This is a genomic window from Janthinobacterium sp. LPB2021202312-11-4, assembly GCF_037049705.1.
Lineage (GTDB): Bacteria > Pseudomonadota > Gammaproteobacteria > Pseudomonadales > Pseudomonadaceae > Aquipseudomonas.
In genome coordinates this window covers 24753-38450 of record NZ_JBAGKV010000011.1, presented here as the reverse complement: position 1 = coordinate 38450, position 13698 = coordinate 24753, and the positions used below count along the sequence as shown (strand labels likewise).

The 13698-nt window shown below is 60.4% G+C and carries 12 protein-coding genes and 1 tRNA gene; 8 read left to right on the top strand and 5 right to left on the bottom strand.

Features of this window, described 5'->3' with window-relative positions; translation table 11 throughout:
* Positions 1-6: 6 nt before the first annotated feature.
* The gene (gene ychF / locus V5E99_RS13800; protein WP_201193489.1) at positions 7-1107 is read left to right on the top strand and encodes a redox-regulated ATPase YchF; all 1101 of its coding nucleotides are present in this window, start codon (positions 7-9) and stop codon (positions 1105-1107) included.
* 162 nt (positions 1108-1269) lie between these two features.
* Here the strand turns inward: ychF and V5E99_RS13795 are convergent, their stop codons facing one another.
* Entirely contained in the window at positions 1270-2487 is a 1218-nt protein-coding gene (locus V5E99_RS13795) for an MFS transporter (protein WP_499802921.1), read from the bottom strand.
* Positions 2488-2820: 333 nt separating this feature from the next.
* On the opposite strand from V5E99_RS13795, the gene V5E99_RS13790 reads away from it, so the two are divergent.
* The 4 genes from V5E99_RS13790 (at position 2821) to V5E99_RS13775 (ending at position 6862) form a co-directional block, all read left to right on the top strand.
* Entirely contained in the window at positions 2821-4878 is a 2058-nt protein-coding gene (locus V5E99_RS13790) for a methyl-accepting chemotaxis protein (protein ID WP_499802920.1), read from the top strand.
* A 116-nt stretch (positions 4879-4994) separates the two neighbouring features.
* Positions 4995-5071, top strand: a tRNA-Met gene (locus V5E99_RS13785).
* A 420-nt stretch (positions 5072-5491) separates the two neighbouring features.
* Positions 5492-6604, top strand: coding sequence for an S-type pyocin domain-containing protein (locus V5E99_RS13780; RefSeq protein ID WP_499802919.1), 1113 nt, complete (start codon positions 5492-5494; stop codon positions 6602-6604).
* Between the two features lie 15 nt (positions 6605-6619).
* Positions 6620-6862, top strand: a complete 243-nt coding sequence (locus V5E99_RS13775) for a pyocin S6 family toxin immunity protein (RefSeq protein WP_499802918.1) — start codon at positions 6620-6622, stop codon at positions 6860-6862.
* A 130-nt stretch (positions 6863-6992) separates the two neighbouring features.
* On the opposite strand, the gene V5E99_RS13770 is transcribed toward V5E99_RS13775, so the two are convergent.
* Positions 6993-8102, bottom strand: coding sequence for a DUF2817 domain-containing protein (locus V5E99_RS13770; RefSeq protein ID WP_499802917.1), 1110 nt, complete (start codon positions 8100-8102; stop codon positions 6993-6995).
* A gap of 163 nt (positions 8103-8265) precedes the next feature.
* On the opposite strand from V5E99_RS13770, the gene ggt reads away from it, so the two are divergent.
* Entirely contained in the window at positions 8266-10110 is a 1845-nt protein-coding gene (ggt, locus tag V5E99_RS13765; RefSeq protein WP_499802916.1) for a gamma-glutamyltransferase, read from the top strand.
* 138 nt (positions 10111-10248) lie between these two features.
* On the opposite strand, the gene V5E99_RS13760 is transcribed toward ggt, so the two are convergent.
* Together V5E99_RS13760 and V5E99_RS13755 are read right to left on the bottom strand one after the other, a co-directional pair.
* Complete coding sequence (locus tag V5E99_RS13760) at positions 10249-10593, bottom strand: gamma-glutamylcyclotransferase family protein (protein WP_499802915.1); 345 nt, start codon at positions 10591-10593, stop codon at positions 10249-10251.
* Positions 10594-10731: 138 nt separating this feature from the next.
* Positions 10732-11373 (bottom strand): LysE family translocator, encoded by a 642-nt coding sequence (locus V5E99_RS13755; RefSeq protein WP_499802914.1) that lies wholly within the window; start codon positions 11371-11373, stop codon positions 10732-10734.
* 143 nt (positions 11374-11516) lie between these two features.
* Here V5E99_RS13755 and V5E99_RS13750 point away from each other — a divergent pair, with 143 nt between their 5' ends.
* Both V5E99_RS13750 and V5E99_RS13745 read left to right on the top strand, forming a co-directional pair.
* Positions 11517-12326 (top strand): AraC family transcriptional regulator, encoded by an 810-nt coding sequence (locus V5E99_RS13750; protein WP_499803042.1) that lies wholly within the window; start codon positions 11517-11519, stop codon positions 12324-12326.
* Positions 12327-12401: 75 nt separating this feature from the next.
* The gene (locus tag V5E99_RS13745) at positions 12402-12770 is read left to right on the top strand and encodes a cupin domain-containing protein (protein WP_499802913.1); all 369 of its coding nucleotides are present in this window, start codon (positions 12402-12404) and stop codon (positions 12768-12770) included.
* Between the two features lie 122 nt (positions 12771-12892).
* On the opposite strand, the gene V5E99_RS13740 is transcribed toward V5E99_RS13745, so the two are convergent.
* Positions 12893-13492 (bottom strand): flavin reductase family protein, encoded by a 600-nt coding sequence (locus V5E99_RS13740; RefSeq protein WP_499802912.1) that lies wholly within the window; start codon positions 13490-13492, stop codon positions 12893-12895.
* Positions 13493-13698 lie beyond the last annotated feature (206 nt).

The window sequence follows — 13698 nt, the reverse complement described above, 5'->3', positions numbered from 1 at the left end:
AACACCATGGGATTCAATTGCGGCATCGTCGGCCTGCCTAACGTCGGCAAGTCCACCCTATTCAACGCCCTGACCAAATCCGGGATCGCGGCCGAGAACTTCCCCTTCTGCACCATCGAGCCGAACACCGGTATCGTGCCGATGCCGGACCCGCGCCTGGAAGCCCTGGCAGCCATCGTCAATCCGAAGCGCATCCTGCCGACCACCATGGAATTCGTCGACATCGCAGGCCTGGTGGCCGGCGCCTCGAAAGGTGAAGGCCTGGGCAACAAGTTCCTCGCCAACATCCGTGAAACCGATGCCATCGCCCACGTGGTCCGCTGCTTCGAAGACGAGAACGTGATTCACGTCTCCAACAGCGTCGACCCGAAACGCGACATCGAGATCATCGACCTGGAACTGATCTTCGCCGACCTCGACAGTTGCGAGAAGCAACTGCAGAAAGTCGCGCGCAATGCCAAGGGCGGCGACAAGGACGCAGTAGTCCAGAAGGGTCTGCTGGAGCAGTTGATCGCTCACTTCACCCTCGGCAAGCCTGCGCGCACGCTGATGAAAACCATGCATGCCGACGACAAAGCGGTGATTCGCGGTTTCCACCTGCTGACCACTAAGCCGGTCATGTACATCGCCAACGTCGCTGAAGACGGTTTCGAGAACAACCCGCTGCTGGACATCGTCAAGGCCATCGCCGAAGAAGAAGGCGCCATGGTGGTTCCGGTCTGCAACAAGATCGAAGCCGAAATCGCCGAGCTTGAAGATGGCGAAGAAAAAGACATGTTCCTCGAAGCCCTGGGCCTGGAAGAACCTGGCCTGAACCGCGTAATCCGCGCCGGCTACGAGATGCTGCACCTGCAGACCTACTTCACCGCCGGTGTCGAAGAAGTCCGCGCCTGGACCGTCCGCGTCGGTGCCACCGCACCACAAGCCGCTGGCGTGATCCACACCGACTTCGAAAAAGGCTTCATCCGCGCCGAAGTCATCGCCTATGACGACTTCATCCAGTACAAGGGCGAAGCCGGCACCAAAGAAGCCGGTAAATGGCGTCTGGAAGGCAAGGATTACATCGTGAAAGACGGCGACGTGATGCACTTCCGTTTTAACGTGTAAAAACAGCTACACAACAAAAAGCCGCGATTGATTCGCGGCTTTTTTGTGCCTCAAATCCGGGTAACACCACCAACCTGTAGGAGCGAGGCTTGCCCGCGAAGCTTTTAGCATCAGTGATGACGCCTTCGCGGGCAAGCCTCGCTCCTACAGGTCCGGTGGGGGTCAGGCTTTTTTGGTGCGCGGCAAGAAGATCGCCAACACGCCAAACAGCGGCAAAAACGAACACAGGAAGTACACGTATTCAATCCCGTGAACATCCGCCAAATGCCCCAGCAGCGCCGCACCAATCCCGCCGAAACCGAACATCAAACCGAAGAACACCCCGGCAATCATCCCGACATTGCCCGGCACCAGTTCTTGCGCGTACACCACGATGGCCGAGAAGGCCGAGGCCAGGATGAAGCCGATGACCACGCTGAGAATACTGGTCCAGAACAGATCGACATGGGGCAGGATCAAGGTGAACGGGGCAACACCGAGGATCGAGAACCAGATCACCGCCTTACGCCCGATCTTGTCGCCAATCGGCCCGCCGAAGAACGTCCCCGCCGCCACCGCCCCGAGGAACAGGAACAGATGCAGCTGTGAACTGGCCACTGACAGGTCGAACTTCTCGATCAGGTAGAAGGTGAAGTAACTGGTGAAACTGGCCATGTAGAAATACTTGGAGAACACCAGCAAACCGAGCACCACCAGTGCACTGATTACCCGATTTTTCGACAAACCATGGGTCGCCGCCTGACCTTGCTTGAGCTTGAACAGGTTCAGGTGATTGGCGTACCAACGGCTGATCCGGTACAGCACAAACAGCGCAAACACCGCGAACAGCCCGAACCAAGCGACGTGGCCCTGGCCGTAGGGAATGATGATCGCCGCCGCCAGCAACGGGCCGAACGCCGAGCCGGCGTTACCGCCAACCTGAAAAGTCGATTGCGCCAGGCCGAAACGCCCGCCAGACGCCAGCCGAGCCACGCGAGACGCTTCCGGGTGGAAGGTCGAGGAGCCAATACCGATCAGCCCCGCCGCCAGCAGAATCATCGGGAAGTTACCGACCACCGACATCATCAAAATGCCGATCAATGTGCAGACCGTACCGGCCGGCAGCAGCCACGGCTTGGGATGGCGATCGGTGTAGTAACCGACCCAGGGTTGCAGCAACGAGGCCGTCAACTGAAACGTCAGGGTGATCAGGCCGACCTGGGTAAAGGTCAGGCCATAATTGGCCTTGAGCATCGGATAAATCGACGGCAGGACCGACTGAATCAGGTCGTTGATCAAATGCGCCAGCGCCACCGCGCCGATGATGCGCATGACCAGCGGGCTGCTTTGCGGAGTCGCGGATGCCGGCGTCGAGCCGGTCTGGGCATTGCTGATAGCCATGAGAATTTCCGTACAACAGAGGGGTGCACACGGGCAGGTGCGTCAATGTGCCATTTTTCGGTGCGGCAGCGCCATCCCCTTAGCCAGCTAACGACCTTGACGTTCATCGACACGCAGGTGATAGCGCAACGCCATGGTCTGAATCTTGCCTTGCTAAACCCCTTCAACGCGGGGCCCTTACAAAGGGAACCGAGAATGGGAAGTTTCGCTACAGAGTCGGCCTACAGAGCTGGTGAGGGTGAACTTTCGAGGCCTTTTAAAAGGGCACAAGTCGCGGTCGCAACGACCACGACGCACGCCAATGGTGCGTGGTGTCCAGAGGAGTCATGGGGCATGCAGGCTTTTTTATCACCGGGGATCGGGCTGCTGGGGCGTTTTGGCTTCGCACGCAAGTTTCAGCTGTTGTTTCTGCTGTTTATCCTGCCGCTGGCCGGCAGCCTGTGGATGATTGGCCAGGACTATCGGGACAAGTTGCAGTTGATTTCCGGCGAACGCGCCGGGGTTCGTCAATTGCTGGCCCTGGATGCGCTCGACAACCTGCTCGCCGCCCAGCGTGACCGCGCCGCCCGCTGGCGCGCCACCGAAACCAATCGCCAACCGACCCCGGCCACAATCGCCGCCATGGGCGCCTTCGACGCGGTACAACCCGCCGTCGCCCAAGCCACCACGGACCTGGGCAATGCCCTGAAAACCGAAGGCGCCGAGGGTGAAACCCTGACCCGCTATCAAGCCCTGCAAACCGCGCTCAATGGCCTGGACTCGAAAAGCCTGAGCAGCGTCGGCTGGTGGCCGGACGGTTACGACCGCTTCACCAACGCCTTGAGCGCCCTGCAAGCCTTGCGCGAACAGATCGTCATGGACAATCGCCTGACCCTGGCGCCGTGGCTGGAAACCTACTTGCTGACGCAGATTTCGACACAGCACGCGCCGGACCTGATCGAACGGGTCGGACGCCTCGCCGCCGTCGGTCAGGCGTCGGTGGTGTCCGGGCAGTTCACCCTGCAAAGCCGTTTGCAGTTGCGGGACTTGCGCGGTCGCATCGGCGACGCCCGGGAACAGCTTGTTAAAACCGCGAGCCTGCTCGAAGCCCGACTGCCCAGCGCCTTGCAGGCGTGGGCCGGGCAATACCATGACAGCCTCAAACACCTGGATGCGAGCCTGAAAGTCCTCGACGATGGCGTGTTCGGCGGCAGCATCACCCTCAAGCCCGACGACTTCGAACGTAACCTCGACGCGTTGCTGATCGACCTCGCCTCGCTGCGCCAGCAATCGCTGGTGTCGCTGGATCAACGTCTGGATTACTACCACAGCTCGGCGATTCGCCAATTCTTCCTCGTGGCGACCATCTTTGGTTGCCTGTTGTTGGCGGCGTTGTACCTGTTCGTGTGCTTGCAGGCCTCGATCCGGCGCAGCGCCAGCGGCATCACCGTGTTGGCCGAAGCCCTGCGTGACGGCAATCTGAGCCTGCAAGTGCCGGTGCAGGGCCGCGATGAACTGGCGGCGATCAGCACCGCACTCAACGTGGCCGTGGTGCAACTGCGCAACAGTTTGCTCGGGGTCGATCACGAGACCTTGCAACTGAGTAATGCCGTGCGCACCCTCAACGATCATTCCAGCGGCGCGCTGGGGGAAGTCGAGGCCCAGCAAATCCAGATCAGCCAGATCGCCGCAGCCGCCACGCAATTGGCCGCCACCTCTCAAGGGGTCGCTCAGAGCTGTGAACAAGCCTCTGGCAGCGCGCAGCACACCCAACGCATCGCCGCCGACAGCAGCCGCGACAGCCAACGCACGACGGCGAGCATTCAACAGCTCAATCAGCGCCTCAACGAGACGGCGGCGGCGTTGGGCCGGGTCAGCGAGCAAGGCCAGCAGATTCAATTGGTGGTGGATACCATTCGCGGCGTCGCCGAGCAAACCAACCTGCTGGCGCTCAACGCCGCCATCGAAGCGGCGCGTGCCGGTGAACAGGGTCGCGGCTTTGCCGTGGTAGCCGATGAAGTGCGCAGTCTGTCCCAGCGCACGCAGTCGTCCACTGCGCAGATCGCCGGCACCGTCGACAGCCTGCGCAACACCGTGAATGAAGCCGTGAGTTTGATGGAAGCGGCTTGCGGCCAGGCTCAATCCGACGCCGAAGCCGTCACCGGCCTGGGCGAACGCCTGGGGGAAATCGCCAGCGCCGTGCAGAGCGTCACCGACACCCTGGCGCAAATCGCCACAGCTGTTGAGGAACAAGCGAGTACGGCCGATGAGGTCAGCGGCAACATCCAGCAGGTCGATCAGGCCGCCGTCAGATTGCTGGAAGGCGCACGGGCCGTGAACCTCGCGGCCGATACCTTGAGCCAGGGCAGCAAGGCCTTGAGTGCGAATACCGGGAGATTTCAGCTCAATTGATGCCCCGCCCTGCCCCGGTTTTTCGGGTCAGGGCGATAAGCAGTTGAAAGCGTAGAGAAATATTTTAGATTTACGCTTGACACATCATCGTTCCAAGCCAATAATGCGCGCCACTTGGCTACATAGCTCAGTTGGTTAGAGCATAGCATTCATAATGCTGGGGTCCGGGGTTCAAGTCCCTGTGTAGCCACCAAGTACTAAAAACGGCTTACCGAAAGGTAGGCCGTTTTTTTATGCCTCGATTTTTTATCCCCGATGGCTGTGCAGCAGCCCTTCTCTCGCAGATAAAAAAGAGACCGCCTCGCGCCCTATCGGGACCGCACGGCATTTCGCTAAATCCCTCGTCACAGGTTTAGTTGATCTCCCATTTGCCCCCAAGCCGAACTGAATGCCTCAAGCCTGAGGCGCCACCCGCTCGGCTAACCCAACCGCATGGCCATAAGCTCAGAAAACACTGTAGGAATTGGGTGTGGGCGACGGAATCAGAAGTGCGTAGTGGATCTTTCGTACGCTCAAAGAGGCGGAAACTTTAAGTTACCGAGTCAATTTGACCGGGCTCAAATTTGATCGACAAGCTCCCACGGCTCGACCCGAAGTCATACAGGGAGTTGTCATGAACAAGGACATATCAAAATATATTTTCGACGACTACTGGCGTCGTAAACGCTGGAACGGTGGCGCCTCATGGGCCGCATGGAATCCGCCACGGGAGCCAGAGCCGGTGGCATACGTTCCAACAGATGAATGGCCAACGCCAAAGCCCCGTGACGATCTGGTGTTTGCCAAGTCCTGCACTCCAGAGAATTGGTGCCGAACGAACGCCGGTACAGCACCTGAACCCGCCGCCAACTTCGGTAAGGTCATGGTGGCGGGCGCCATGCTCTTTCCGTCAGCCGGCGCCGCTGTAGCGACTGCGTTTGGTGCCGACCTGGCATTGGGGCGCATGGCCGGCGGCGGAATCCTGCAACAGCGCCTCAATTGGGCGATACGTGGCGCAGGCGGACCGGCCAGTGTGTTCATTCTCGGGATGCTGCCAACCAAAATGGGCGACGGCACTCTTCACACCGACGAACAGTTACGCACCATGACCCGCGCTACCACTCGCGTGCGCTTCCAGTTCCGGCGTGACGCCGAAGGGGTCATGCAGGTCTACGGCATCCACACCGGCGCCTCGGGCGATGACTCGGTGCGTACCGTGAACGTTAAGTGGAACGAAGACAAAACCGCCATGGAGGCCAAGCTCAACGGCATTACCATCCTGTGGACGCCCCAACGCGGGCCTCTGGGATCAATGCCGCCGCTGATCTATCCCGAGCACCACGAGCACCTGAACACCCTCCTCGTTCACCCGATCCCCGAGAACACAGATAGCCAGATAGACGGCCTGCCCGGTGAGGACATTACCGCCGAGGATTGTATTCTGGTGTTTCCGGAAACGACCGGGCTTAAGTCGCTGTATGTGGTGTTTGCTCGACCTGCTGGCGGCGGTGATCTCAAGTACCGCACGCTGCCACTCACGCTTCCTGCTTTTCCCGATGCGGTCAGGGTCCGCCGTAAAGGAAATCGGGCGCGCCGGGAAAGTAAAAAACGAATCTATGAATGGGACTACCAACACGGAGCGGTAGAGGTGTACGACTGGCAAAACAATCACCTGGGTGAGTTTGATGCAAATACCGGCGAACAAACCGGGAAAGCCAGACCCGAAGGAAAGACCACAACAAATTAAGCTGGAGCAGCACCCATGAGATTTATTGTCATCAGTGGCTTTTACCCAGAACCCAATCCGGACAATTCTTTGCAGTACGAAAGGGCTGTACCTCCGGACTTAGAATCCGCTGTACTCACCACGATGGGATGGACCTCCCTTGCAGAAGTACCGATGGGCGAAAACGATCTCACCCAAGATCAAGCCCAGGCAGTCATGAAGATACTCAATGACCCTGTCAAAGATGACTTGGCGTACTCCATAGGGCTTTTCAGCTAGCGTGCCAGCGGGGCGGAACAGGGCGCAGTTGAAAACAATTACAGCGCCCAACTTGTAGCCACCCAGTACTAAAAACGGCTTACCGAAAGGTAGGCCATTTTTATTGCTTCAGGAAAAGTGCCCGACCAAGTCAGGCGCGCATCGTCGCCAACGCAGCCAACCCCCGCTCCCAAATCTGCCAGGTGCGCAGCCAGACCATGGCCTGCCAGTCACTGTCGGCGGGATAGAACTGCTCCAGCAGATTCAGTTTGATCCCACGCCCCACCGCGTCACCCGGATCGCCATGCAGGTGCAGCCAATGGTCATCACGCAAATGCCGATGAACGTCCGCCCCCGGATACGTCCCGCACTCGATCACGAACGGCATCAACCGCACGTTCGGCAAAGCATTGAGCAACGCCTGCGAGGTGTAACCGGTGGCGGTCGCGGCCACGCCGGTTTCGCTCGTGGTGTTGGCGCCGGTGTGCAAGATGTAGAGCCACGGGCCATAAATGGCTTGGGCCTCTGCCAGCCCCGGGTAGGCCGCTTCGGTAATGGTCAGCAACATCGGATGACCGTATTCACCGGCGCCGGTGTGCAAGTCGAAACACATCGCGACCTCGGCATGGGCGACGTGTGTCTGAATGATCTGGTGCAGCGTGCGGTTCGACCAGCTCGGCGCCAGGCCCCCATAGAACAAACCCTCGGGATGACTGTGCTGGCCGCCCTCGACAATCGACATCACCGCCGGCCAGCCATGCTCATTGATTTGCGCATCGAGCAAGGCATCGGCGCGCTCGCGCTCGGGGCCGTGCAGCTCGGTGCTGGCGTAAATCTCATGCAGCGCCGCGTAGGCCTGGTTGTCTGGCAATGGGCGTTCGAAGTTCAGGTGATTGCGGTTCAAATCGATGTTGTCCTCATTGACCCGTCGCAACCACGCCGTGCCCCAGGGGTTGATCAGGTGGATCATCACCACGGCGACATCCGCCGGCAGCGAACGCTTGCCCAAGTCCTGCAACCATTTGATCTGACACCCGGAGCCATAGAAACCTTCAACCCCATGGGTGCCGCTGAGCGCAATCAAAAGACGCTTGGCGCCCGGATCACCGAGCACGGCCACATCGGTGCTCAACGGCTCACCGAACGGCCCTGGGAGCGGATGCGGATATTCAGTCAACGTCGCCCCGGCAGCGCTCGCCGCCGCCAGAAATTGTTCACGTTGCTGGCGATAACTGGGCTGGGTAGGAAACTTGGTGTGCATGTGTGCCTCTTGTTGGTTTTCTGGCCGCGCGATTGCTCGACCCTACAGAAAATCCTTCCATTGATGAAGGACAAAAGTCTCTGGGTTGTCGGACGTGGTTTGCGTCGTACCCGATCGGCCGATAAAGTCCCCGGACCTTTATCCCACGGACGGAGTGCCCCGCGTGTTCTCAGCCTTCCACTTGAGCCGCTATCGCCTGTCAGCCCTGACGCTGATCACCGCTGCATTAACCCTCGCCGCGTGTAACGCCCCGCCCTCCTCGCCTTCGGGCGTGACCCTGCCCGTCGCCCCGGAAGCCGCCAGCGGTTTTCGCACCGACCTGCAAACCCGTTACGCCTCCAGACACATGGCAGCGGCGGCCAACCCTCTGGCGGCTGCGGCCGGGCGGGAGATGCTACGCCAGGGCGGTTCGGCGATTGATGCCGCGATTGCCATGCAAGCGGTGTTGACCCTGGTAGAGCCGCAATCGTCGGGCATCGGTGGCGGTGCGTTGATTGTGTTGTGGGACGGCAAGAACGTGCGCACCTACGATGGGCGTGAAACGGCTCCGGCCGGCGCTACCGAGAAACTTTTCCTACAAGCCGATGGGCAACCGATGCCGTTCAGCCAGGCACAGATCGGCGGTCGTTCGGTCGGCACCCCAGGCGTATTGCGCGCCTTGGAACTGGCCCATCAAAAACACGGTCGCCTGCCCTGGGCGAAGCTGTTCGAGCCGGCCATCCAACTCGCCGAACAAGGTTTTGCGATCTCGCCGCGTTTGCATCAGTTGATCGCATCGGATTCGTCGATGCAGCGTTCGCCGGACATGATGGCGTACTTCCTGAATGCCGACGGCAGCCCGAAAGCCGTCGGCACGCTGTTGAAAAACCCGGCACTGGCCACCGTGCTCAAACGCATCGCCAAGGAAGGTCCGGATGCGCTGTACAAAGGACCGATTGCCGAAGAGATCGTCGCCAAAGTCCAGGGTCACAAAAACCCCGGCAGCTTGTCGCTGAACGATCTTCAAGGCTATCAAGCCAAAGAACGGGCGCCGCTGTGTACTGACTACAAACGCTGGCAGGTTTGCGGCATGCCGCCGCCATCGTCGGGCGGGATTGCGGTGGCGCAGATCCTCGGCACCTTGCAAGCCCTTGAATCCCGGGACCCGCGCTTGGCCCTGGCGCCGCTCAAACCGCTCAAGACCAACAAACCGGCGGGCATCGAACCGGCACCCGAAGCCGTGCACTTGATCTCCGAGGCCGAACGCCTGGCCTACGCCGACCGCGCGCAATACGTCGCCGACACCGACTTCGTGCCCGTGCCGGTCAAAGGCCTGGTGGACCCCGCCTACCTGGCCAGCCGCGCGGCGCTGATCGGCGACCGCAGCATGGGCAGCGCCAAACCCGGCACGCCACCGGGCATTCAAGTCGCCTACGCGCCGGACCGTTCACCGCTGCGTATCTCCACTTCGCAAGTGGTGGCGGTCGATGACCAGGGCGGCGCGGTGTCCATGACCACCACCGTCGAAGCGGCGTTTGGCTCGCACCTGATGGTCCAGGGCTTTCTGCTGAACAACCAGATGACTGACTTCTCGTTCATCCCCGAGGAGAATGGCCAGAAAGTCGCCAACCGCGTCGAACCAGGTAAACGCCCGCGTTCATCCATGGCGCCCACCCTGATCTTCGACCGCCAGAGCGGCGAATTCCTCGCCACCGTCGGCTCCCCGGGCGGCTCGCAAATCATCGAATACGTCGCCAAATCCACCATCGGCCTGCTCGACTGGAACCTCGACCCGCAAGCCGCCATCAGCCTGCCCAACTTCGGCAGCCGCAACGGCCCGACCGAACTGGAACAAGGCCAATTCAGCCCGGCACTGATTCAGGCACTGAAAGACAAAGGACATGCGGTGAACGAAATCGACATGACCAGCGGGACTCAGGCGATTGTTCGGGTCAAGGATGCGTCGGGGAAAGCTTCGTTGGCAGGCGGGGCAGATCCGCGGCGTGAGGGGGAGGCGTTGGGGGATTGAGTCTGTGAGAGCTGGCTTGCTCGCGAAGAACGGTAACGCGGTTCTACTCAAACACCGCGGTGCCTGCTTCGCGAGCAAGCCCGCTCCACCTCAATCTGCGCTGTATCTGAATCGATGAAGCAGGCCAGTACAACGCAACTAGGCGCTTACATAAACCCAAGCCTCAATCCCTGACTTCAACACCACGCTGACTCGCTTGTAGTCCGACACTTCATAGCTGTCCGCCGCTGCCAGTTCTTCAGCAGTGATCTGGAACACCATCCCGGGGATTGGCGCGCTGCTGGCGCTGCCCGGGCGCAGGATCGGGTGATGGGTCTTGCCGCTGGTGGCCAGGACTTCAGGGTCGGTGATTTCCACCCAGGATTGCTCATAGCCCAGCATGGCGTCGGCGCTGCCGGAGAGTTCGCGGCCGAAGTTGGCCAGTTGCACGGCTTTGTCCTGCAAGGTGCCGTAGGAAAACAGGTAAATCGTTGCATCGGTCATCGATCAATCCTTGAGTGAAAATTCCCGCATGGTTTAACGGCTGATCTTCAATGCCTACCCGCTGCTTGCTCATTGCCTGGCCCCATGGAGAACGTGTCGTTTGATATCGCGGCACAACAGATACTTTAAAAACCGCCCTCAGCGATTGGCCACCAAGTGCGCGCCGAACAGCAGGTAGCAACTGCCGGCAAAGCGGTCCAGCCACTGGCGCGAACGCTCATAAACGCCGGCGAACCGGCGGCTGGCAAACAGCAACGCCACGCTGCAATACCAACTGAATGACAGGCCTGCCATGGTCAGCACCGCCAGCGCCAGCAACATCGGTGGCGGGGACGCGGGCATGGCGGTGGCAAAAATTGTCGCGACGAACAGCGCTGACTTTGGATTGGTCAGGTTGCCGACAACCCCGCGCCCATAGGCCGACAACAGCGAGCGCCCTGCCCCGTTCAGCGAGTCATTCGCGCCTTGCTGCGTCGCCGGTTTGCGCTTGAACTGCTTCAACCCCAGATAGATCAGGTAACAGCCCCCGGCAATCTTGAACGTCAGATAGAGCGTCGGCGCCGCGCTGAACAACGACTTGATGCCCAGCCCGCCGGCCAAGCCCCACACCACGGTGCCGGTGGCGACGCCCAGCGCGGCCATCACACCATGCTGGCGGGAGCAACTGGCAGCCAGTTGCGCGATGTTGAAGAAATTCGGGCCAGGCGTCACCACCGCGACGGTCCACAACAGCGCCAACGACAACAACGGTGCGGCGTAACTCAGGTGGGTGATGTCCATCAGGAGGATCGCCTTCTTGGCTTCAGGGAATGCTCCGTACCTTGCAACATTTGCTGAGCATTTTCCACTTGTCAGCGCGACGCTATCCGCCTGCCAACACACTGGGTTACCGTGTGCCGAACCGAACTCAAGACATCGCCACCATGGTCAAATACACGCCCCCCAGCGACTGGCTCCACCGCGCTCCGAACATCGGCGGGCTGGAGCGTATCGAGGCGTTTTTTGCCGGTCACGGCTACGACCTGCACCGCCACGACACCTACGCCATCGGCCGCACCCTGGCCGGGGTCCAGCGTTTTCAGTATCGCGGCGGCTGGCGCCACAGTCTGCCGGGCGGCACGCTGGTGCTGCACCCGGACGAAGTCCACAACGGCGAGGCCGGCACCGATAGCGGTTTCCACTACCGAATGATGTATATCGAGCCGGCGCTGATCCAGCAGATCCTCGGCGGTCAGCCGCTGCCGTTTATCAAGACCGGCCTGTCCACCGATCCGCGCCTGTTCGCCGCCACCGATGTACTGATGCGCAGCCTCGACGACCCGCTCGATCCGCTGGAAGAACAGGACGCGTTGTTCGATCTGGCGCATGCCTTGAGCGCCGCATCCGGCGTCCCGATCAAACGCCAGCGCTTCGATTATGCAGCGGCGGAGCGTGCTCGGGCGTTCATGCACAGCGCACTGGATCGCCCGGTGACCCTGGAGGAACTGGCACAACACAGCGGTCGGGATCGCTGGAGTCTGTCGCGAGATTTTCGTCTGCTGTTCGGCACCAGCCCCTACCGCTACCTGACGATGCGCCGTCTGGATCTGGTCCGTTCACTGCTGATGCAGGGCCAGTCGCTGGTCGGCGCAGCGCTGATCGCCGGTTTCACCGATCAGAGCCACATGACCCGGCAATTCAGCAAAACCTACGGCCTCTCGCCGGCGCGCTGGCTGAAAATGCACCGGCGCTGAGTCACGCACAATCGTTCAAGAATCCCGCCCAGGCACTGGCTATCGTGGCCCCGTCATCAACCACGAGGTGCTGCCATGAACCTGTATCAAAGCCTGAATTTCGGTCAGAAAATCGACAAGATCGACCAACACTGGTCGCCCCGGGTCATCGCCGAAATGAACGACTACCAGTTCAAAGTGATGAAGCTGCTGGGGGATTTCATCTGGCACGATCACCACGACACCGACGAAACCTTCATCGTCCTTGAGGGGCAATTACGCATCGATTTTCGCGACGGTCATGTGCTGATTTCGGCGGGGGAAATGTACGTCGTGCCCAAGGGCGTCGAGCACAAACCGTCGGCGGAGCAGGAGGTAAAACTGCTACTGATCGAACCCAAAGGCGTGCTCAACACCGGCAGCCAGGGCGGTGAGCGAACGGCGGTGAATGATCTGTGGATTTGAAACCGATACGAACAGGGTGGAGCGGGCTTGCTCGCGAAGAGGCCGTATCAGTCGACATCACTGTTGAATGACACACCGCTTTCGCGAGCAAGCCCGCTCCCACAGGTTCCGCGTCTTGGGGCTTACTCCACCAGGTTCTTGCCATCCACCGGATCACCGATTTTCAGGAAATGCCCGCCCGCCACATGGTGCAGGGTGCGCAACGCATCGTGCCCTTCGAAATGCCAGCGGCCGTCGCTGAACACGCGCTCATCGGCTTGGGCGGCAATCACTTCGGCCAGGAACAAATCGTATTGCTGATGATTGTGCGGCTCCGGCAGCAACCGGCACTCCAGCCACGCCACGCAACCGTCCAGCATTGGAGCATCGATCAATTCGCCGCTGAAGGTGCGCAAGCCGTAGGCCTGGAACTTGTCCTGGCCTTGTGCCTGGGTGATTTCCAGGCCCGACGTCGAACCGACGGTCTGGACGATATCGGCCTGGGCGGCGCAGGGCACGTTCACCACGAACGTGCCCGAGGCTTCCAGCAGTTGCCGGGTCCAGGTGGACTTGTCCAGCACCACGGCGATTTTCGGCGGTTCAAAATCCAGCGGCATGGCCCAGGCCGCCGCCATGATATTGCGCTGACCTTCGTGGGCCGCACTGACCAGCACGGTCGGCCCGTGATTGAGCAGGCGATACGCCTTGGACAACGGCACCGGACGGCGATGGGAAACGGTCATGGATGTCTGCTCCTGGGGAAAGCGCCGATTGTAGCGGGAAGTGCGATTGCGGCCATGGCGAGAAACAGGGGTGTCGTTACGAAAAAGATCGCAGCCTTCGGCCGCTCCTACATGGATTGATATCCCCCTGTAGGAGCTGCCGAAGGCTGCGATCTTTTCGGTCTACATCTATTTAAGCCGGCGAATCAAGTCGTCAGTTGATTGGC